This window comes from Cognatiyoonia sediminum (assembly GCF_900129845.1).
Lineage (GTDB): Bacteria > Pseudomonadota > Alphaproteobacteria > Rhodobacterales > Rhodobacteraceae > Cognatiyoonia > Cognatiyoonia sediminum.
Window position 1 is genome coordinate 1005455 of the sequence record NZ_FQXB01000001.1, and the last position, 21606, is coordinate 1027060.

20 protein-coding genes are annotated in these 21606 nt (G+C 55.5%); 6 read left to right on the plus strand and 14 right to left on the minus strand.

Annotation, left to right across the window (positions count from 1 at the left end; translation table 11 throughout):
* Position 1: 1 nt before the first annotated feature.
* The 7 genes from BUA85_RS05060 to BUA85_RS05090 form a co-directional block, all read right to left on the minus strand.
* Positions 2 to 1561, minus strand: coding sequence for a carboxyl transferase domain-containing protein (locus BUA85_RS05060; RefSeq protein ID WP_072899763.1), 1560 nt, complete (start codon positions 1559 to 1561; stop codon positions 2 to 4).
* Positions 1561 to 1869 carry a hypothetical protein gene (locus BUA85_RS05065; protein WP_072899764.1) on the minus strand — a complete coding sequence of 103 codons (309 nt, stop codon included), beginning with the start codon at positions 1867 to 1869 and terminating at the stop codon, positions 1561 to 1563. Before BUA85_RS05065 ends, BUA85_RS05060 begins: the two co-directional genes overlap by 1 nt.
* The gene (locus tag BUA85_RS05070) at positions 1866 to 2345 is read right to left on the minus strand and encodes a lysozyme inhibitor LprI family protein (protein WP_072899765.1); all 480 of its coding nucleotides are present in this window, start codon (positions 2343 to 2345) and stop codon (positions 1866 to 1868) included. The genes BUA85_RS05065 and BUA85_RS05070 overlap by 4 nt, the downstream gene beginning before the upstream one ends.
* Positions 2342 to 3505: an isovaleryl-CoA dehydrogenase gene (locus BUA85_RS05075; protein ID WP_072899766.1), complete on the minus strand. Its 1164-nt coding sequence runs from the start codon at positions 3503 to 3505 to the stop codon at positions 2342 to 2344. The genes BUA85_RS05070 and BUA85_RS05075 overlap by 4 nt, the downstream gene beginning before the upstream one ends.
* A 78-nt stretch (positions 3506 to 3583) precedes the next feature.
* Complete coding sequence (locus BUA85_RS05080) at positions 3584 to 4180, minus strand: DUF6434 domain-containing protein (RefSeq protein WP_072899767.1); 597 nt, start codon at positions 4178 to 4180, stop codon at positions 3584 to 3586.
* 40 nt (positions 4181 to 4220) lie between these two features.
* Positions 4221 to 5417: a DegT/DnrJ/EryC1/StrS family aminotransferase gene (locus BUA85_RS05085; protein ID WP_072899768.1), complete on the minus strand. Its 1197-nt coding sequence runs from the start codon at positions 5415 to 5417 to the stop codon at positions 4221 to 4223.
* A gap of 106 nt (positions 5418 to 5523) precedes the next feature.
* Positions 5524 to 6186, minus strand: coding sequence for an HAD-IA family hydrolase (locus BUA85_RS05090; RefSeq protein WP_072899769.1), 663 nt, complete (start codon positions 6184 to 6186; stop codon positions 5524 to 5526).
* Between the two features lie 121 nt (positions 6187 to 6307).
* Between BUA85_RS05090 and glmU the strand changes: the two genes are divergently transcribed.
* The 3 genes from glmU to BUA85_RS05105 are packed head-to-tail and all read left to right on the plus strand — an operon-like array spanning position 6308 to position 10160.
* Positions 6308 to 7660 (plus strand): bifunctional UDP-N-acetylglucosamine diphosphorylase/glucosamine-1-phosphate N-acetyltransferase GlmU, encoded by a 1353-nt coding sequence (gene glmU / locus BUA85_RS05095; protein WP_072899770.1) that lies wholly within the window; start codon positions 6308 to 6310, stop codon positions 7658 to 7660.
* A 2-nt stretch (positions 7661 to 7662) separates the two neighbouring features.
* Complete coding sequence (gene glmS, locus BUA85_RS05100; RefSeq protein ID WP_072899771.1) at positions 7663 to 9486, plus strand: glutamine--fructose-6-phosphate transaminase (isomerizing); 1824 nt, start codon at positions 7663 to 7665, stop codon at positions 9484 to 9486.
* Positions 9483 to 10160, plus strand: a complete 678-nt coding sequence (locus tag BUA85_RS05105) for a DNA alkylation repair protein (protein ID WP_072899772.1) — start codon at positions 9483 to 9485, stop codon at positions 10158 to 10160. The genes glmS and BUA85_RS05105 overlap by 4 nt, the downstream gene beginning before the upstream one ends.
* 33 nt (positions 10161 to 10193) lie before the next feature.
* Here BUA85_RS05105 and BUA85_RS05110 read toward each other — a convergent pair whose 3' ends face one another.
* Complete coding sequence (locus BUA85_RS05110) at positions 10194 to 10661, minus strand: D-galactarate dehydratase (protein ID WP_072899773.1); 468 nt, start codon at positions 10659 to 10661, stop codon at positions 10194 to 10196.
* 87 nt (positions 10662 to 10748) lie between these two features.
* Here BUA85_RS05110 and moaA point away from each other — a divergent pair, with 87 nt between their 5' ends.
* Positions 10749 to 11753: a GTP 3',8-cyclase MoaA gene (gene moaA, locus BUA85_RS05115; RefSeq protein ID WP_072899774.1), complete on the plus strand. Its 1005-nt coding sequence runs from the start codon at positions 10749 to 10751 to the stop codon at positions 11751 to 11753.
* 263 nt (positions 11754 to 12016) lie between these two features.
* Here moaA and BUA85_RS05120 read toward each other — a convergent pair whose 3' ends face one another.
* Genes BUA85_RS05120 through BUA85_RS05135 form a run of 4 tightly spaced genes read right to left on the minus strand, consistent with a single transcriptional unit; the run spans position 12017 to position 15636 of the window.
* Positions 12017 to 12895, minus strand: coding sequence for a glycosyltransferase family 92 protein (locus BUA85_RS05120; RefSeq protein WP_072899775.1), 879 nt, complete (start codon positions 12893 to 12895; stop codon positions 12017 to 12019).
* A complete protein-coding gene (locus BUA85_RS05125; RefSeq protein ID WP_083526180.1) occupies positions 12895 to 14010 on the minus strand; it encodes a capsular polysaccharide export protein, LipB/KpsS family in 1116 nt (371 codons plus the stop codon). Before BUA85_RS05125 ends, BUA85_RS05120 begins: the two co-directional genes overlap by 1 nt.
* Complete coding sequence (locus tag BUA85_RS05130) at positions 14011 to 14439, minus strand: hypothetical protein (protein ID WP_072899776.1); 429 nt, start codon at positions 14437 to 14439, stop codon at positions 14011 to 14013.
* 33 nt (positions 14440 to 14472) lie between these two features.
* Entirely contained in the window at positions 14473 to 15636 is a 1164-nt protein-coding gene (locus tag BUA85_RS05135; protein ID WP_072899777.1) for a M20 aminoacylase family protein, read from the minus strand.
* A 250-nt stretch (positions 15637 to 15886) separates the two neighbouring features.
* Between BUA85_RS05135 and BUA85_RS05140 the strand changes: the two genes are divergently transcribed.
* The gene (locus BUA85_RS05140) at positions 15887 to 16615 is read left to right on the plus strand and encodes a hypothetical protein (RefSeq protein ID WP_072899778.1); all 729 of its coding nucleotides are present in this window, start codon (positions 15887 to 15889) and stop codon (positions 16613 to 16615) included.
* Here BUA85_RS05140 and argE read toward each other — a convergent pair.
* Both argE and BUA85_RS05150 read right to left on the minus strand, forming a co-directional pair.
* Complete coding sequence (gene argE, locus BUA85_RS05145) at positions 16612 to 17766, minus strand: acetylornithine deacetylase (RefSeq protein ID WP_072899779.1); 1155 nt, start codon at positions 17764 to 17766, stop codon at positions 16612 to 16614. The two genes, BUA85_RS05140 and argE, sit on opposite strands and share 4 nt — an antisense overlap.
* Positions 17753 to 19588: an ABC transporter ATP-binding protein gene (locus BUA85_RS05150; RefSeq protein ID WP_072899780.1), complete on the minus strand. Its 1836-nt coding sequence runs from the start codon at positions 19586 to 19588 to the stop codon at positions 17753 to 17755. Before BUA85_RS05150 ends, argE begins: the two co-directional genes overlap by 14 nt.
* A 271-nt stretch (positions 19589 to 19859) precedes the next feature.
* Here BUA85_RS05150 and BUA85_RS05155 point away from each other — a divergent pair, with 271 nt between their 5' ends.
* Positions 19860 to 21581: a peptide ABC transporter substrate-binding protein gene (locus BUA85_RS05155; protein ID WP_072899781.1), complete on the plus strand. Its 1722-nt coding sequence runs from the start codon at positions 19860 to 19862 to the stop codon at positions 21579 to 21581.
* Positions 21582 to 21606 lie beyond the last annotated feature (25 nt).

The window sequence follows — 21606 nt, forward strand, 5'->3', positions numbered from 1 at the left end:
GTCACATCCGGAACACGCCGAACTGCGTGTCCTCTATTGGAGCGTTCAATGACGCGGATAATGACAAAGCCAACACCTCGCGGCTTTTACGTGGGTCGATGATGCCGTCGTCCCAAAGACGGGCAGAGGCATAGAGCGGATGCGACTGTTCCTCAAACATGTCGATAGTGGGTTGTTTGAAGGCTACTTCGTCCTCAGCACTCCAATCCCCGCCTTTACGCTCGATGGCGTCTCGGCGCACCGTCGCAAGCACGCCAGCCGCCTGTTCCCCGCCCATCACAGCCGTGCGCGATGTGGGCCATGACCACATGAAATTCGGAGAATAGGCGCGCCCGGCCATGCCGTAGTTGCCCGCCCCATAAGAACCTCCAACCACCATAGTGATCTTGGGCACTTTTGTCGTGGCGACAGCCGTAACCATCTTGGCTCCGTGCCGCGCGATACCTTCGTTTTCGTACTTCTGACCGACCATAAAGCCAGTGATATTCTGCAAGAAAATCAGAGGGATCTTGCGCTGACTGCACAGTTCCATAAAATGTGCGCCCTTTTGCGCGGCTTCTGAGAACAGCACGCCGTTGTTTGCAATTATCCCGCAAGGCCACCCTTCGATATGGGCGAACCCTGTCACAAGGGTTTCCCCAAAACGCGCCTTGAATTCATCAAACCGAGACCCATCGACGATCCGCTTGATGACTTCGCGAATGTCATAGGGCGTGCGGAGATCCGCTGGAACGACATCAATGAGTCCGTCAGGATCGAGTGCGGGCAGTTCCGGCGTTTCACGCTTTAGTGAGACCGCCTTATCCAACGCACAAGAGGCCACCGCCTGTCGCGCCAAGGCGAGCGCATGGGCGTCATCCTCTGCCAGATAATCCGCGACACCGGAAAGGCGCGTGTGCACGTCGCCGCCGCCAAGATCTTCGGCACTGACAACTTCACCCGTGGCGGCCTTGACCAACGGCGGACCGGCCAGGAAGATCGTCCCCTGCTCTTTCACGATGATGGAGACATCCGCCATTGCGGGCACATAGGCCCCGCCCGCCGTGCAAGAGCCCATTACGGTGGCAATCTGCGGGATGCCTTTGGCAGACATTTGCGCCTGATTGTAGAAGATGCGGCCGAAATGTTCGCGGTCCGGGAACACCTCATCCTGATTGGGCAGATTGGCGCCTCCGCTGTCGACCAAATAGACGCAAGGCAACCGGCACTGCTCTGCAATCTCTTGTGCGCGCAGGTGCTTTTTGACGGTCATCGGATAGTAGGTGCCGCCCTTCACTGTTGCATCGTTACAAACAACCATGACCTCTTGACCATGGACGCGCCCGACGCCCGCGACCACGCCAGCACAAGGAGCCGCGCCATCGTACATGCCATGTGCCGCCGTCGCACCAACTTCGAGGAACGGCGATCCCGCATCCAACAGGTTCGCCACACGATCACGGGGTAGCATCTTGCCACGGCTGAGATGGCGTTCCCGAGATTTCTCACCGCCACCGGCAGCAGCTGCATTGGCAGCGGATTGTACGAGCGATAAGGCTTCTAAATGCTGTTCGCGTGACATTAAGCCTCCGGTCCTGATTGCCCTGCGCCCGGCTGAACCAATTGGCCAGCGCGGTTGACTTGGTAACTTATCGATTGCTGTGGCGCGTCGGGGACGCAGGTTATGATCATCCAAACCTCGCCCCGACCAGGGGTCGCAGAACAATCGGTGGCTTTCGCATCACCGCCCGCCCAAGCGACATATTTCTCCGCCCAGCGCGCGATGACGTCGCCTTCGGAGGGAGGTGCAACCTTGCCCATCTGATAGCCGAGATAGCCCGACAGGACGACCAACGCGGCGAATGGGATGAACAGAACCCAGCTTCTCATTTCAAACCATCCGCATAGATGCGCAATTCGAATGTGCGTTCGGCGGTCATTCGTAGCAAACACTCGGCGCCCCAAATCACACGCATGGAACCGGAGCCCCAAAGGCCATAGTCCATTGCGCAATTTGCATCGCGGTACGTGATCCAAGCGCGCTGCGCATCGCGGACTTGCGTTTCGCGCACGGCATATTCAGGGAAGGTTTCCAAATCAGCAGCATCCAACGATTTTGCCGTCGCTCGCGCGTCTCCATAGGCCTCGTTCAACAATTCGTCCCAGATCTGCATTTCTTGGATCAGGCAATTTTGCATCCCGAATGTCGATTGGCCACCTTCGGTATTGTCCATGCAAAAACTCGCCGCCTCCCCAACGCAGTCTCGGCTTTCGCAAGACAAGATGCTTTGACGTAACTCGGCCAAATGTTGTTCTGCAACAACCGGTGACGCAAGCATCACGAGCGCGAGGGCAGACCACTTCATCTCATTGTCCCCATGAGTTCGCGCCCGACCAGCATACGGCGAATTTCGGAGGTGCCAGCCCCAATCTCCATCAGCTTGGCGTCGCGGAAAATTCTTGCAACCGGCGCGTCATTCAGGAACCCCGCACCGCCCATCGCTTGCACCGCTTGATGCGCCTGCTTCATCGCCTCTTCGGACGCATAAAGACAACACGCCGCCGCGTCTTGTCGCGTCACGGTCCCAGCATCACACGCACGCGCGACCTCATAAACATAAGCCCGCGCAGAATTCATCGCCGTGTACATATCCGCGATTTTACCCTGCATCAGTTGGAAATTCCCGATCGGCTCTCCAAACTGTTTTCGGGTGGAAATATAGGGCATGACCTCATCCAGACAGGCCGCCATTATGCCAAGGCCAATGCCAGCCAGAACAACACGTTCATAATCCAAGCCGGACATCAGTACTCGAACGCCTTTGCCTTCTTCGCCCAAGACGTTCTCAAACGGCACCTCGACATCTTCGAAAATCAACTCCGCTGTGTTCGATCCGCGCATCCCCAGCTTGTCAAAATGCACAGATGTCGAGAAACCCGTCATCTCTTTCTCGATCAAAAACGCCGTGATCCCTTTGGAGCCCGCATCGGGATCGGATTTCGCGTAAACGACCAATGTATCCGCGTCGGGCCCGTTGGTGATCCAGTACTTATTGCCGTTCAACCGGTAATGATCATTCCGCTTTTCCGCTCTGAGCGACATCGAAACCACGTCCGACCCTGCCCCGGCTTCTGACATAGCCAAAGCCCCGACATGCTCACCCGAAATCAGGCGCGGCAGATAATTCTGCTTTTGCTCTTCTGAGCCGTTCAGTTTGATCTGATTGACACAAAGGTTCGAATGCGCACCGTAGCTGAGGCTGACCGATGCACTGGCCCGTGCAATTTCCTCGATGGCGACGGTGTGAGCAAGATAGGACATTCCCGCCCCGCCGTAGTCTTCGCCAACAGTCACGCCAAGAAGACCAAGCTCCCCCATCTCTTTCCAAAGCTCAGAGGGAAATTCGTTGTCCTTATCGATCTGAGCAGCCAGTGGTTTCACCCGATCTTGCGCCCAAGCGTGGACCATATCCCGCAACGCATTGGTTTCTTCGCCAAGATCGAACGTCATGGAAGACAGGAACATTGGGTGAGTCTCTCAATTAATTGAACACTTGTTCATTTTAATCGGAAGGCGTCTAAGCTGTCCAGCATTTTGTCGTGATCATTCCTGCGCTCGAACAAGATCAAGGTCTTTCAAGTCAAATACATATGGCCCCGGCCGCTTCCGCCGCTCCGCCCAAAGCGCCCGCACCACTTCCTGCGTTCCATCCGCGACGGCCGCAAAATAGGCACGGGTGTAGGCGTTGTATTGATTGTGAGGTTGGTCCGGCTGCTTTACACCTTTCCGTTTGGCGTCTTTGATCCGCTTTGCCTCGACGACAGCGTCGGCAAGAGTCTTCCCCGCGTTTGCTTTCATCCAGTCCATCAAGGGTATCGAAAAAGCGAAACCATCGATGTGGCGTTTGAAATACCGCCGCACGTTCTGGGTGTTTTTGTAGCTGTCCGTAATGACAGTTGCGTCGCTCAAATCCCCAGAATGCCAGTCAAAAGTAGAAGTCGCTTTGCGCGCTTTTGGTGCTGGTGGCGGTGCTTCGCCATGATCTAAGTAGTACGCGATCCGGTCAGCAATCTCGAATTTGCCACCCGTGCTTTGAAACCCATGATCACGGGCGAAGGCGACAAGCTCTTCTTTCAGGTAATACCACTGGCGAAAGGTTGCTGCGTCAGCGCAGTCGGAGATATCTGGTCGATCTGTCATACCAAACAGATAGTGCGCGGAATTGCCTCGCCAACGCAGGTTAGGCGCTGGCTTGATAAACTGTTTCGACCTCCTGTCGAATGATCCGCGCAATGAGGGCGCAATCCTCCAAGCTGAAAGTAAGAGGCAAACGCATATCTACGATAGCAGATAAGATGCGATCCGTTTTTGGCATCCGATCAGCTTCAACATAGCGCCAACTGTCATAGCGAGAGGTAAATCCAGCAGGTTCTGCCCCGCCAAACCATTTCAGCTCGACGCCGCGTTTCGCGCAGCGTGTGATTACTTCGTTCACGGCCTCATCTGCCCAATCCAAAAGCAGAAACTGGAAAGATGAAGCAACGAAGTATTCTTTGTCCGGGCGTGTAGTCAGTGTGAGGCCAGACACTCCGGTCAGCCCTTCCTCCATCACGCGATAGCGTTCGTTCCAACGCGCCGCTTGGGCCGCCAGATCGCGCAACTGAGGGCGTAGGATTGCGGCACGCAGGTTATCCATCCGACCGGAGACATTCGGCGTTTCATACTTGATTTGCGCGAATGCTTCAGACGGCGGTGCGGCGCGGTGGCGTTCGAAAAGCATGTAGCTGCCGGACAGCATAATCGCACGGGCCATGACCTCGGCATCGTCAGTCACCAGAAACCCGCCCTCGCCTGAGTTCACGTGTTTATATGTTTGGGTCGAATAACACCCGATTTTACCGTAGCGGCCTGACGGAACGCCGTTCCACGCGGCCCCCATGGTATGCGCGCAATCCTCGATCACAGTAACCCCATTCGCATCACAGATCGCCATCAAAGCATCCATATCGGCAAGGTGCCCACGCATGTGGCTGAGCATTAGGATGTCGGCCTGATCCGCCTTAGCCGCCAAATCATCCAAATCGATGGTGAGGTTTTCCGTGACGCCCACAAAAACAGGGATCGCGCCGACGCTTGCTATTGCGCCCGGCACTGGCGCCAGCGTGAACGCATTAGTCAAAACCTTACCCCCCGGCCCAAGGCCCAGCGCACGTAAAGCGGCCCCCATCGCGTAGCCACCAGACGCGACGGCGAGGCAATACTTCGCCCCGACACTCGCAGCGAATTCTTCTTCCAGCAAAGCTGTTTGCGCAATTTCGCCATCGGCGACGTTATACCGGTGCAACCGGCCGCCGCGCATCACAGCGAGCGCCGCTTCGATCCCTTCCTCGGGGATCGGCTCTTGTTGCGTGAAACTGCCTGTAAAAACTTCCGTCATGGCCAAAGTCTTGGGGATTGGATTGGCTTTGGTCAATCCTTTGCTCGTTGACGTTTCCACCGCATTGGGTGGCCCAACACCTCTTTTCGGATGATCCGAATAGTGCTTAACCAATGAGGTCTTTCACAATCCGTGGCAAGTCGGCGTAGTCGTCCAATAACGCTTCTGGCTCCAGCGCCGCCATATCCTCACCGCTCGGTCCGAATGTGACCAAAATCGAAGGGACCCCTGCATTCGCAGAAGTATTGCGATCCGTGTCCGAGTCGCCGACGAGCAGCATGCGCTTCGGATCACCGCCTGCGCGTTTCGCGGTTTCGAACAGATGCGTGGGATCGGGTTTGCGAACTGGCAAGCTATCTGCCCCTAGGAGCGCATCAAACTCTTCTCGAACGCCTAGACGACGCATAAGTGCCTCGGCCAAGGCTTCGGGCTTATTCGTACAAATCGCGACGACATATCCGTCCGCTTTCAACTGCCGGACCGCTTCCATCGCGCCGGGATAGAGCACTGTATGCCGATCCAAATCGCGCGCGTATGCTTCAAGCAATATCGGATACTGGCGATCCACTTCATCTTCGCCGTGACTGCCCGTCTTCTCAAATCCTAATCGCAACATCGCACGCCCGCCACGCAGCGCGGTTCCCGCATCTTTCACAGGATCAAGGACATCGCCCAAACCAAGACCACGAAAACAAGAATTGGCGGCGGCAATCAAATCACCGCTGGTATCAGCCAAAGTGCCGTCCAAATCAAAGACCACTGTACGCATAAGTGTCGTTCTCCCTTATGCCCTTCTGTAACGATGCGTAATCGGAAGTGAAGCCCCAAAGGCTTGAGGTCAGTGCCCGTTCCGGTAAAACGCCAAGAAAAGAAAAAGGTTTAGAACTTTCATGGCGACAGCCCTTATTATTTTGGCAGCGGGCAAAGGCACCCGTATGAAATCGGATTTACCGAAAGTCTTGCACCCTATTGCTGGGGCGCCGTTGTTGGTTCACGCGATGAAATCAGCCGTCCCGCTTGATGCCGAGCGAACCATCGTGGTTGCTGGCCACGGGGCTGAGGCGGTTGAGAAAGCCGCACTGAATTGGAATCCAGAAGCGCAGGTTGTTGTTCAAGCTGAGCAATTGGGAACGGCCCACGCGGTGGCTCAAGCAAAAGAAGTGCTAGACGGTTTCGAGGGCACTGCTATCGTTCTCTATGGGGATACTCCGTTTATTTCGAGTGAGACCCTGGAAGCCTTGCAAGAGAAACAGGCGAGCACGGATGTAGTTGTTCTTGGCTTCGATGCCGCTGATCCGGCGCGATATGGCCGATTGGTGACGAACGGCGATACGCTTGAAAAGATTGTGGAATTCAAGGATGCATCGGAGGTAGAAAGGGCGATTACGTTATGCAACAGCGGCGTTGTTGCGGCGGATGCGCAGACTTTGTTTTTGCTTATTGAAGCGGTCGGAAACGACAATGCGGCGGGCGAATACTACCTCACCGACATCATTGGCATCGCCCGAGATCGCAGGCTTTCCACGGCGGTCGTGCGCTGTGACGAGGCGGAAACCTTGGGCATTAACAGCCGCGCTGAACTGGTGGCGGCGGAAGCAGCTTTTCAAACGCGTGCGCGACAAGCCGCGTTGGACGACGGCGTTGCCATGGCCGCGCCCGAGACCGTCTATTTTGCGCATGACACTGTCGTCGGGCGCGATGCAATCATCGAACCGAACGTGGTCTTCGCATCTGGAGTGACTGTCGAAAGCGGCGCAACGATCCGCGCGTTCTCACATCTAGAAGGCTGTCATGTGTCGCGCGATGCCGTGGTCGGGCCATATGCGCGCCTTCGGCCCGGGGCAGAACTTCAGGAAGCGGCGAAGGTCGGAAATTTCGTCGAAGTTAAGAATGCTGTTCTTGCTGAAGGCGCAAAGGTGAACCACCTATCCTACATCGGTGACGCTGAGATTGGCGCGCGGACGAATGTTGGTGCCGGCACGATCACCTGCAATTATGATGGCGTTTTCAAGCACAAAACAACCGTAGGCGAAGATGCCTTTATCGGCTCCAACACGATGCTCGTGGCCCCTGTCACAATTGGCCATGAAGCCATGACGGCGAGCGGTTCTGTGATCACCTCTGACGTGCCGGATGGCGACCTTGCGGTGGCGCGCGGACGACAGGACAACAAAAAGGGCCTCGCCCGTCGAATGTTCGAAAAGTTAAAGTCGAAGAAGGCAAAACAGGCGAAAGGAGCCTGACGATGTGCGGAATTGTAGGGGTCTTGAGCAACCACGAAGCCGCGCCGATCTTGGTCGATGCACTAAAGCGCTTGGAATATCGCGGCTACGACAGTGCGGGTATTGCGACAATCAATGACCTGAAACTGGATCGCCGTCGTGCCGTTGGGAAGTTGGTGAACTTGTCTGATTTGTTGGTGCACGAGCCTTTGGCTGGGAAGGCGGGCATTGGACATACGCGGTGGGCCACGCATGGCGCGCCTTCGGTGGACAATGCCCATCCGCATCGGGCTGGACGGGTTGCCGTGGTTCACAACGGGATTATTGAGAATTTCAAGGAATTGCGTGAATTTCTCGCTGAAAAAGACATCGGGTATTCGACCGACACCGATACCGAAACCATCGCCCTACTTGCGCAATACTATTTGGACGAAGGCCTCGCCCCTCGCGATGCAGCGGAGCAGACCATTGCACGGCTCGATGGGGCCTATGCTTTGTGTTTTCTGTTTGACGGCGAAGACAACCTATTAATTGCGGCCCGTAAGGGGTCGCCCTTGGCGATTGGCCACGGCGAAGGGGAGATGTTCGTCGGGTCCGACGCCATCGCCCTCGCCCCAATGACGGATCGGATCACCTATCTCGATGAGGGCGACTGGGCCGTGGTAACCCGCGACAGCGTCGAAATTCGCGATGCCAATGGGAACATCGCAAACCGCGATATGAAGGTCATTCAGATCGACACCGCTATGGTCGACAAGGGCGGCTACAAGCACTTCATGGCCAAGGAAATTGCAGAGCAACCCACTGTTTTGCAAGGCGCTTTGGCGCATTACATCGACACCGATACGATGCAGGTGCAACTTCCGGACCCAGGGCTGGATTTCGGCAAAGTAGAGCGTTTATCATTGGTCGCCTGCGGGACTGCCTATCTGGCCTGCATGGTCGCGAAATACTGGTTCGAACAGCACGCGCGGTTGCCAGTCGAAGTCGATGTGGCCTCTGAATTCCGCTATCGCGAGCCTCCTGTGCCGAAAGGCACGGTCGCTTTGTTTGTCAGCCAGTCTGGGGAAACTGCGGACACCTTGGCCGCGTTGAGATACATGGACGGGAGAGCGGACAGCATCCTTTCGGTCGTGAATGTCCCCGAAAGCTCCATCGCGCGGGAAAGCGATTTGCCACTACCAACATTGGCAGGCGCAGAGATCGGTGTGGCCTCGACGAAGGCGTTCACCTGTCAGCTGACAACCTTGGCGATGTTGGTTCTGAAGGCCGCACAGGATAGAGGGGAGATGTCGGCGGAGGATGTTGCTGAAAAGCTGAAATTGCTCCGCGCCCTCCCCGGGATGATCAACCAAGCTCTGAACATCGAAAGCCAGACGCAGGCCCTTGCGGGTGAGTTGGCGGAGGCGCGGGATATTCTGTTTTTGGGTCGCGGGCAGATGTATCCTTTGGCGCATGAGGGCGCGTTAAAGCTCAAAGAAATCAGCTATATACATGCGGAGGCCTATGCCTCCGGCGAGTTAAAGCACGGCCCAATTGCCTTGGTCGATCCGAATGTTCCGGTGATTGTCATGGCCCCACGCGACGCGTTGTTCGAGAAGACCGTTTCGAACATGCAAGAGGTCATGGCGCGTGGTGGAAAGGTGCTTTTGATAGCTGATGAAAAAGGGGCGCAGGAGGCTGGCGAAGGGACCTGGCGAACGTTAATCATGCCGGAAGTCGATGATTTTCTAGCCCCGATCTTGTATGCGATTCCAGCGCAACTTTTGGCGTATCATACGGCTGTTGCGAAGGGCACGGATGTTGATCAACCGCGCAATCTGGCCAAATCGGTTACGGTGGAATGACACCAGAAGAGGCGATAGCGGCACTGGGGTCAGATCCTCAGAAGGCTGCCGAAATGAGGGCCTATCACAAGCTGGATCGCCCCTATCTCGGTGTGGCTAACCCTGTGATCGATGCGCATGTGAAGGAGTGGCGGAAGGCACTGGACCTTGATGATCGCCTTGCGCTCGCATCTGGCCTTTGGGACACCAACATTCATGAAGCGCGTGTCGCTGCAGCAAAGTTGCTTACGCAGGCGCGGATTAGGCCCGATGACACAGGCGCGTGGGATTTGATCGCCTCTTGGGTGCCGTCATTTGATGCATGGGCCGTGGCGGATCACGCGTCGATGGCGGGTCAAAAGCGCTTGGTCTGGGAGCCGTCGCGGTTGGATCAGGTAGAGACTTGGACGAGGTCTGATCATATGTGGACACGGCGCGCGGCATTGGTGATGACGCTGCCTTGGACGAAGCAGAACCATCCGAAACCGGCAGAGTTAGAAGCGCGGGATCGGGTGTTGGGCTGGGCCGCGTCTTATGTGCCGGACCATGATTGGTTCATTCAAAAGGCCATCGCTTGGTGGCTGCGGGAGTTGTCAAAGCATGATGCGCCTAGAGTGGTGGCGTTTTTGGACAAACATGGAGCCGACATGAAACCATTTGCTCGGAAGGAAGCGGCCCGGAAGCTGCCAAGCTAGGGTCGTCTCCGCCCATAGGTTAACGGTTAAACTCTAGTTCGCGAAAACCTCGACATCAGCTAAGTCAGTCAATGGTATCTCCAACAACCGCATGGCTGCCAAACTCAACTGACTTGCTGAGCCTGCCTCTCCCCCTGAAGGGCGCAATTCAATATTAATCGACTTTCCCGTCACCAAATACACAGCACGACCCATTTGAAGCTCCGTCACCTGAGCAGTTTTAATCCAAATCCCCGGATCAGTGGCGGAGCCGAGCGAAACGTTTGTAACACCCAATGACCTCTCACCCGTTCTTTGAACCACTGTAATCGCTTCAATCCGATCTTCCTGCGAAGTTGTGTCGAATTGCTCAACCGTCCGCGCGGTGGGCGGTGGCGGCGGTGGTGGTGTTGGGTCTAGGGTCTCAGGTGGGGTGGTCACAGCAGGACCAGTCGGTGTCTGAAACAGCGGCTCCGCGCAAGCCGAGAGGAAAAGAAATGCGCCTAAAAGAAAATGTCTCATGATTGTGACTCTACGCGCGGAGAGAAACTGGAACAAGTGTATCGCCCTACCCTTGCGCACCCTATTGCCCAGCCCTAGGTTTGCCGTATGAGCGCGCCACTGATTGATCCCTTCGCACGAGCCATTGAGTACCTTCGGGTCTCCGTCACCGATCGGTGTGATTTCCGGTGTGTCTACTGCATGTCGGAGAACATGACCTTTCTGCCAAAGAAAGAATTGCTGACGTTGGAAGAGTTGGACCGTTTGTGTTCGGCATTCATCCGTTTGGGTGTGAAAAAGCTGCGGATCACTGGCGGTGAGCCTTTGGTGCGGCGTGAGATCATGACGTTTTTCAACAGCATGTCTCGGCATCTCGACAGCGGTGCGTTGGACGAATTGACGATCACCACCAATGGCAGCCAATTGGCGCGATTTGCCGATGATCTTTATGCGGCTGGTGTCCGACGGATCAACGTGTCGCTCGATACGCTGGACGAACAGAAATTCGCGGACGTGACCCGCTGGGGCCGGTTGCCGCAGGTGCTCAAAGGTATTGATGCGGCGCAGAAAGCGGGCCTGCGGGTGAAGATAAATACCGTTGCGTTGAAAGGGTTTAACGAGGATGAGCTCTTCACCCTGACCGATTGGTGTGCCGAGCGAGATATGGATTTGACCTTTATCGAGGTCATGCCAATGGGCGACATTGGGAACGAGGATAGGATCGGCCAATATTGGTCATTGAAAGACGTTCGGGCGCAGTTGGCGGAGCGGTCAGAACTGACTGATTTGGCTGAGCGCACGGGCGGCCCGGCTCGCTATATTCGGATGGAAGAGACCGGTCAAAAGATCGGGTTCATCACGCCTTTGAGCCATAACTTCTGCGAAAGCTGCAACCGTGTGCGCGTGACCTGCACGGGTGAGATTTACACTTGTTTGGGTCAGGAAGGGCATTCGGATTTGCGGGCTCCGTTGCGCAGTTCTGAAAGCGATATGGTGTTGGAAGATGCGATCCGCGCGGCGATTGCGTTGAAGCCTAAGGGGCACGATTTTGACTATTCACGGCAACGCGTGGATGGTCAGGTCTCCCGGCATATGAGCCATACGGGCGGGTAGCCCCGAAAGCCACAAAACCCTTAGTTTACGTGTACACCGTGCGCACACAGGGCGTACACACGCCGTACATACGCTGTGCACTAACTCGTGGTCCGTGGCGGACCCTATCACATAAGAAGTAAGGCCAGCCCCCGACCCTGGGTGGGGGTGAAGCCCCCTCCCGCGAGGAGGGGTGGAGATTGACCAGAAAACGTCCAGTGGACGTTTTCAAGTCGGAACGCGCCCAATAGGGCGCTGGACTGGGGCTGGCCGGCTTCGCCGTCTCAGAGCCTATTCAGAAAATCGAGAGCTGTGCTGTCTTCCACAGTGTCTGCTTCTATCGCATCGACGATCCGCATCACGCGTTTGATATGCCTTTGCGCCTCAACGGTTTTGTTGGAACCGCGGTTGATCTTGGCCTGAAGCTCGGCGTTGGACCTCGTGTAATAGTGGTTCAACTGGATCGCCTCGCGAGAGTAGAAACTTCGATCAGCGCGGCCTGTGTGCTTTGCCAGTTTGCCAACGTCATTGGTTCCTTCGGCCCGCCCGTCAATGTCGAACCCATGCACGCGGACGCCGGTGACATGGCAAGGATCGACGATGCATTTCCAGTTCAGTGCATGGCTGGAGGCCAAGGGATCGCGTGCGCGGTTGAGGTAATTTGTCAGAACCCCACCCTCGGGTGCTGTCTCATGGCCGTTTCGGCCAAACATATGCCATGGCAGAGAGATGTGTTTTGCGTTTTCGAGTGGGGCCAGTGCTTCACCCAAGGATGTGGCTTCGGTTGGGATCAAGAACTCATCGACATCGATAAACGCCATCCATCGAAAACGACCACCGAAGTTGCGCAGTGCGTGTGCGTAAGCCAGCACCTGATTATGGATTTCGGCACCGCTGCGCCCGTCACTCAGTCTTTGATCCCACGGCATGAGTGTCAGTTGGTCAGGCGCTAGGCGCTGTTTGAGCACATCAACCGTCCCATCGGTGCAGCCGTTGTCATAAACGACGAAATGCTCAACGCCTGCTTTGAGGTGGAAATCGGCCCATTCACCGATATGGCGTTCTTCGTTTCGCACAATTAGGCAGATCGCCATACCTGCCCGATCTGCTACCGGTGAGGGCGAAGTGATCGAAAGTTTACTGATCGTACGGGGACCGAACATTAGGCGCGCGCCTCTGCGACGCGGGCGCGGAGTTGGTCCATGTCATAGCCATTTTCGTCTTCTTTGACGTAATACTCCGTGGCGAGCCACGTTAGGAACCGCTGCCGGAAATCGGGATCAAAGGACAGCGCCTCGGCTTGTTCGAAAAGGTCGCTCAGCCGCTTGGCACTGCTCGCATGGGTCGTCAGCCCAGGGATGGCATAGAAGGCTCGGCCCGTTGTGACGACCGGCTTGTCAAAGAACATCGCTTGCAAGCCCATTGAAGAATTCACAGTGACAACGGCCTGAGACGCGCGGAGCTGTTCAAAGCTGTCCGTCTCATTGTCCAAGACCATGCGCGCCCCGCCATTGATGGCTTTTTCGATATAGCGGGTCAGGCGTATCTTTGACGATGGGTGTTCTTTGAGCCGCAAATGCCATCCGTCCGGCAAATGCGCAGAGGCTTTCGCGAGTTCTTCAACAAAGCCTTTGGCACTTTGCACCCAGTCGGCAAAAAGGATCATCTGGCTGTCGTCTGGCACTTGAAGCGGGACGAAAAGAAACGGCCCGGTGTCTTGGGGCAGAGCCCCCGCCTGTCCAACGTCTGACCTGCGCGATTGACGGGATTGGAATTGACCAGCGATCGCAGCGAGGACATCGGGCTGAGACACCACAGCGTCGTATTCAAACCGGTCCTGCGGAATGCTGCCTTCAGCGTTCACGCCAAGCGGATCGAGTGTTTTGTACCCCGGTAGAGGCGCGAGCTCGGCAAAAAGCGTATCCGCGCCGGCATCAATGGCCCCCAACATGAAGGCCCGCCGCGTACCGGTCAGACCCTGCCAACACACCGCAATCTGCTGTTGGTTTTTCTGAAAATAGCGGCGAGAGCGGTTGTAGCGCCCTTTAATGAAGGCCCGTTTAAGCCAGCGACTGCCAAACCACCCCGGCTGTTTCTTAGCACGTTTAAGGCACTCCTCCGCGCGGTCTTCTGTTTGAGAAAATCCTCGAAATGAGACGGTCCATGTGCGCATGGACCGCCCAGCACCTTCGGCGTCGGCAATGGCGTGAAAGAACCGCTCTTTATGATCGTGCGGTTCTTTCAGCCACCGAATGCCGTATGATGCCTGACCGCCCAACTAGCGATAGGGCCCCGTGAACATATCGAGGCGTACATTTGCGAGATCTTCGGCAGTCCCCTGAACACCCGTTCCACCGCAACCGGCCATCTGGCCATCAAGGCCATCATCGATGTGACGGCTGGAAATGTCGGTGAACTCGTTGAGGTTTCGCTTGATCAACGTGTTCCCCATGAACACGCGCGAACGGGCTTCCATCTGGCTGCCGAACCGCTTGATCCGAGCCGCGCCGCGGGTCGAAATCGCCCCACAGACATAGATTTCGCCATCCACGATTGTGGGGATCCAGCGGATGAGTGTGTAGGCAGCAGTATCCCACTGCATCCGCCCACCCAAGAAGTTATCCGCAATCTGCACTTGCTGCGCAGATGCAAGATTTGGACCCAGCCCAAGTACGAGACAGAGGACCTTTAACAGTTTGTTATTCATCGACTTTCCCTAATAGGTTGTAGTGTCGACCTGTTAACTTGCCGGCATCCGCTGTTCAACCACTTCTGCCCACCAACTGCAGCCAGCTGGGATCGCTTCATCGTTGAAATTGTATTCCGGATGGTGGACCGCCGCAGTATCGCCGTTGCCGACGAGAATATAGGCCCCAGGACGTTCTTCCAGCATGAAGGCAAAGTCTTCGCCGCCCATAACGAGTGGCGCATCTTCGCATTGACCTGACACAGCCCGTGCTGCTTCGGCGGCATATTCTGTGTGCTCGTCGTGGTTCACCATGCAGGGGTAGCCGCGGTGGTAGGTGATATCCGCTGTCGCTCCGAACGCGGTACAAACTCCGTCGCAGATTTCTTTGATGCGTTTCTCGGCCAAATCGCGCATCTCGGCGGACATCGTACGCACGGTACCCTTCATCTCGACCCGTTGGGCGATGACGTTGAAGGCCTTGGAGCTACTTTCGATCGAAGTCACAGACACAACAATCTGATCGACAGGGTCCGCGTTCCGGCTTGCGATTGATTGCAAAGCGGTGACGCAATGCGCCGCCACCAAGGTACTATCGACGGTTTCCTGAGGTTTTGCCGCGTGGCCGCCCTTCCCTTCGATGGTAATGTCGAATTGATCGGTCGCTGCGAAGAAGGACCCGGCACGGATGGCGAAGGTGCCGACCGGTTTGCCTGGCCAATTGTGCATGCCGTAGACCTCTTGAATGTTCCAACGGTCCATCATGCCGTCTTCGCACATCTCGCGACCGCCGCCGCCGCCTTCTTCGGCTGGCTGGAAGATCACAACAACGGTGCCGTCAAAGTTCCGCGTCTCAGACAGGTACTTTGCCGCACCGAGCAACATCGCCGTATGACCGTCGTGACCGCAGGCGTGCATGGCGCCGTCGGTTTTGGAGGCATACTCCAATCCGGTCTGTTCATGGATAGGAAGCGCGTCCATGTCGGCGCGCAAGCCAATCACTTTGCCTTTGGTGTCGGTCTTGCCTTTGATCACGCCGACGACGCCGGTTCGACCAATCCCGGTTGTGATTTCATCGACCCCAAACGCCTTAAGCTGATCCGCGACCACTTGCGAAGTCCGGTGGGTATCAAACAAAATCTCGGGATTTTCGTGCAGGTCACGGCGGATCGCAGTGATTTCGGGCAGCATTTCGGAAAAGCGGTTTTTGATCGGCATCGGAGGCTCCTTGTTTCGCGGTCATGTTAAGAAGATAGCGCGGAGGGACAAGCTGGAAATGCGCACAGATTGTGGCGAAAAATATGCAAATCAATCTACCTGTGGTTGTTTTCAGAGTGATGCTTAACCCATAAATTGCTAGGATCAGGCTGATTTGATCGAGTTATCCACATAGATCAAATTCGGCACAATAAATGCCCCCTGAGCGCCATCTTTCTACCGAAGTTTTTCGTTCCTTTAACGGTGTGGGATGAAAGGTAAATTTATGCTCGGCTTTGACACCAAACACATTTCTGCTTCGGACCAAGACGCAAGCCCTGCGCTGGCTCAGATGAAGGCAGCTGTCGAAAATGCGAAAGAAAACAACCCCTTCGTTGTTTATGAGGCGACAGGGCATGATCTTGTCTATGCGATTTTTGACATCGCCAAGAATGACGAAGGCGTCCATCTGGAAAAAGCTTTGGGAATCGTCGGTGCATTGGCTGGGTATTCGTGTGCCATGTCCGCAGGCCTGACAGCTGAACAGCAAGACGCACCCAAAGATCCCGCCGCCCATGCCAAGCGTATCGATCATTTGGTTTTTGGCAGTAATTCGTCGCTCTATCGCGTGTGGCAGAGCAAAGCGGTCTTTCTTGGAGAAACCAAAACGCTGGATTTTCAGGAATTGGTCTCTCGACATAATGCTCAGATTGGCACGCCTGAATTTGGAACCGCGAAGTTGCCTCAAGGGCGATTTGTGGAAGAAAAGCCGATCACTCTGTTGTTAGACCATTGGAAAGACATGATCGGCATTTTGAACCGTTATGATGAGCACTATGCTGGTTGGCCTATTTCATGGGCTGCAGCCGGTGCGCAGTTGATGGAGATGGGTCAATCTGCCATCCCAGCGGGTGAAGCACTGCAAATTCTGCTGGAGTACGCTGTTCCAATGTCGCGCGTTGGGGCGGCCGACACAAATTCGAAGCCGGAAGCGGCCTAAAGCGTCAGTTGGTGAACAACCTGCTTTAAGAAGGCCTCGCCCTTTTCGAACTGATCGACCGTTATGAACTCATTCGGCTGATGCGCTTGGGCGATGTCGCCCGGGCCGCAGACGACCGCAGAATAGCCACGCTCTTGGAACTGCCCCGCCTCGGTGCCGTAGCTGACGACGTGGCTGCCGTTGTCTCCGGTCAGTCGTCGCGCGAGTTCTTCGGCGCTGCCGTTTTCTTCGGGGGTGAGCGGCGTCAAGCTGAAGAATTCTTCCGTTGTGATGCCGGTTGAGGGAACGACCGCTTTCATCTCCGCGTCCAACTCTGCAATTTTGTCGAAGAACCGCTTCTTCCAGCCTTCAGGGCTATCGCCGGGTACAAAGCGGAAGTTCATTCCGAACTCACAGTCTTTCGCGGTGATGTTGTGCGCTGTGCCGCCTGAAATCATGCCGACATGGAGTGAGGTGTAAGGCGGGTCGAATTGCGCCGCCAAAGCCGATGGCGTTGCAGCGGCGTTGGCATCATTCATTTGGTTGCACCAATCGACCAGTTTCGCAGCCATCATAATCGCCGAAACGCCTTGGTAGGCGATTGAGGAATGCACCTCAAACCCATGAAAATGAACGTTATATCCCAAGCCACCCTTATGACCTGTGACAACCTGCATCATCGAAGGTTCACCGACAATGACCGAGGACGCCCGCGGCAGTCCGTGGCTGACCATATGATCAATCATCGGAGGTGCGCCGAGGCAGCCGACTTCTTCATCATAAGAAAGCGCGATTTGGAGGGGGCGTTTGAGGTCCGCTTTGACGGCATGAGGAACCATCGCAAGCGCCAGCGCATCAAAGCCTTTCATGTCACAGGTGCCACGTCCGAATAGTTTGCCGTCTTTTTCTACGACAGAAAACGGATCGGTGTCCCATGCCTGACCTTCCACCGGTACGACATCGGTATGGCCGGACAGAACGATCCCTCCTTCGACTTCTGGCCCGACGCTGGCGTAGATCGATGATTTCGTACCGTCCTCATTCGGGACACGGGTTGATTTTATGCCGAAGTCATCGAGGTATTGTTCAACAAAACCAATTAGGTCGAGGTTGCTGTTCGAGCTGACGGTTGGAAACCCAATCAGACGATCAAGAAGTTCACGCGCCGTCATGGCCGCCCCATTTATTTTGCAAGACATGATGCCCGGGCGCTACCTCGACATAACGGCTTACTTCAGCTTCGTGAGTCGTGTCGAAGATCGGCGATGGGATTGGTGTGAAGTCCAGATCACCCGTCAACATACGGTTCTTGGGGTCGGCCACTGGAACCGCTGACATCAGTTTTCGCGTATAGGGATGTTGCGGACTTTCAAAGACAGAGCGGCGTGGGCCGATCTCAACAATTCGGCCGAGGTACATCACGCCGACATGGTGACTGACACGTTCGACGACGGCCATATCGTGGCTGATAAAGAGGTAGGAAATCCCAAGTTCAGCCTGCAATTCCATCATCAAATTAAGCACTTGCGCTTGGACGCTTACGTCAAGCGCGCTGACCGCCTCGTCAGAGACGATGAGCTTTGGGTTCACCGCAAGCGCACGCGCGATGGCGATCCGTTGGCGCTGGCCGCCGGACAATTCGTGCGGGTAGCGTTCAAGGAAACTGCGGGGCAGCTCAACGCGGTCAAAAAGCTTGGCAACGCGTTCTTTGAGCTCTGCTCCTTTGGCGAGGTTGTAATTGATCAGCGGTTCAGCGACCTGATCGCCGAGCGTCATCTGTGGGTTCAAAGATGCAAACGGGTCTTGGAACACCATCTGCATATCGCGCCGCGCATCGCGTAGTGCGGAGTTGCTGAGCGACCGGATATCTTTGCCGTCGATGATGATCTGACCAGAGGTTGGCTCAACCAGCCGCAGAATAGATCGTCCGCATGACGACTTTCCGCAGCCCGATTCCCCAACTAAGGAAAGCGTCTGCCCTTTGTTCAGAGTAAAGGTCACATCCTCAACAGCATGAACATTGGCCACCGTGCGCCGAAACAGGCCGCCCTTGACGGGGAAGCGGGTGGTTAGGTTTTTGACTTCGAGGAGTGGCTCATTTGTGCCGGGGATTGGGTCCGTGGAGCCGCCATCTTTACCGAGTAGCTTCATCGGCTCTGGCAAATCCTTGCCGCTCATCTCGCCCAGCCGGGGAACAGCAGACAAAAGAGCTTGGGTATAGGAATGTTGAGGATTGGCAAATATCTCCTCAACCGGACCCTCTTCCACCTTTTCACCGCGATACATAACGACGACTCGGTCGGCGATTTGAGCAACGACCGCCATATCATGGGTGATGAACATCACAGCAGTCCCCGTCTCTTTCTTGAGACGGTTCATGAGAGCGAGGATTTCCGCTTGGATCGTCACGTCCAAAGCGGTTGTCGGTTCGTCGGCGATCAGGAGACGCGGTTCACAGGCGAGCGCCATAGCGATCACGACCCGTTGTCGCATCCCGCCGGAAAGTTCGTGTGGGTATTGCTCTAGCCGCCGCTCGGGCTCGGGGATTCGGACCTGCCGTAAGAGCTCAATCGCTCTCTCTTTTGCCTCATTTTTAGACATTCCCTTGTGACGGCGCAGCCCTTCGGTCAATTGCATTCCGACCGTGAAGACGGGATTCAGGGAGGTCATCGGCTCCTGAAAGATCATTCCGATCTCATTTCCGCGGACTTCTTGCATGTCTTCACTGGTGCGTTTGGCCAAATCCTCAGAGGTGCCATCGGCGTGTTCGAACGTCATGACACCATTGGTAATTTCGCCGCCGCCATAGCCGACAAGACGCATTAAAGACAGCGATGTCACGGACTTACCGGAGCCACTTTCGCCAACTATACATACGGTTTCGCCAGGTTTGACGTCGATTGAGACGTCTTGAACAGCGACAACCGTTCCGCCCTTCGTTTGGAACTCTACACGAAGGTTTTGGATGTCTGCAATTGGCTTTTCGTCGAGCATGTGCGTCCCCCTGATTAAGCCCTAGGCTTGCAGCCAAAGGGCCACGAGTCAAACCATCAATTGCGCAGGCTGCCCCAAGGTCAAGCCGAATTTTTAATCACCTAATCAAATGAAAGGGTTGCATTAATTCAGAATCGGGGGTGAACTGGCCCGCATGATGAAGGGGGGACAGCATGACATCATGTAAGCGAATGCCATGGCATACCTTACCCTTCTCGCTTGTAAGCCGCACGCACCAAGCCAGCGGCAACATCACAACAAGGAGACCATTATGAAGGTTAAAACAGCCCTATTGGGTGCAATTGCGTCAACAGCACTTGCCCCGATGGTTCTGGCCGACGCGCACGAAGGTGAGCGCGGACGGGACGGCGAAGTCAAAATCATTTATTGGCAGGCGCCATCGATCCTGAACCCATTTCTTTCCGGCGGTACAAAAGACGTTGAATCAGCTTCTATGATCATCGAGCCCTTGGCACGCTACAACAGCTCTGGTGAGCTGACACCTTGGCTGGTGGACGAAGTTCCAACGGTTGCGAACGGTGGCGTATCCGAAGATCTGATGTCGATCACATGGAAGATCACACCAGGTATCCTTTGGTCAGACGGTACACCTTTCACATCTGCGGATGTAAAGTTCACTGCAGATTACTGCATGAACCCAGACATGGGTTGTGCGCAGCTGACAAAGTTTGAAGGCGTATCCAGCGTGGAAGCTTTGGACGATCTGACTGTTAAGGTCACATTCGACAAGCCAACACCATTCCCATACGGCCCGTTCGTTGGTGGTGAAAGCCCGATCATCCAAGCGGCTCAATTCGCTGATTGTACAGGTGCAAAAGCGCCAGAATGTACTGACCAAAACTTCGGCCCAATTGGTACTGGCCCATTCGTTGTAACCGAATTCCGGACAAACGACGTGATTCAGATGGTTGCGAACGAAAACTATCGCGATCCGAATAAACCAGCCTTTGCGTCCGTTACCTTCAAAGGTGGTGGTGATGCGACAGCTGCGGGCCGTGCTGTTATGGAAACAGGCGAATTCGACTACGCTTGGAACCTTCAGCTCGCACCAGACGTGATTGCGCAGATGCAGGAAGGTGGCCTCGGCACACCAATCGCAGGCTTTGGTCCATTGGTTGAGCGTATCATGCTGAACCAGACAAACCCTGATCCGTCTTTGAGTGCTGATGATCGTTCTGTAGTTGGCCCGCACCCATTCTTGGGCGAGGAAGCAGTTTACAAAGCGATGTCCATGGCTATCGACCGTCCACTGCTGGTTGAAGTTGGCTACGGCCAAGCGGGTAAAGTGACCTGTAACTGGATCCCTGCTCCAGCGGCAGTGAACTCTGATACGTTCACTTGTGACGTTCAGGACATTGCTGGCGCGAACGCGATGTTGGATGCGGCTGGTTTCGTTGATACCAATGGTGACGGCGTGCGTGAAGCAAACGGCGTTGAAATGAAGATGCTCTACCAGACATCTACAAACGCTGTGCGTCAGGACTTCCAAGCTTTGATCAAACAGTGGATGTCTGAAATTGGTATCGAGGTTGAACTGCGCAACATTGACGCGTCTGTGTTCTTCGGTGGTGATCCAGGTTCGCCTGACACATTCCAGAAGTTCTACGCTGACATGGAAATGTATGCGAACACCTTCAACGGTACTGACCCGCAGGCCTATCTTGCCAACGGCCTGTGCGACAAGGCACCAAGCCCGGCAACACAGTGGCAGGGTGAGAACATCAGCCGCTTCTGTTCTGAAGAGTACGATGCCCTTCACGCACAGCTGACTGGGACTGCTAATGCAGATGAGCGCGCATCTCTTGCACGTCAGATGAACGACATCATGGTGTCCGAAGGTGGTATGATCCCACTGGTACACCGTGGCCGTCTGTCTGCCCATGCGAACAGCCTTGGTGGCATTGAGCTGAACGTTTGGGACAGTGAGCTATGGAATGTAGCTGACTGGTACCGGACTGGCGACAACCGCTAAGTGATCCAAAGGGTGGGGCTTTTTC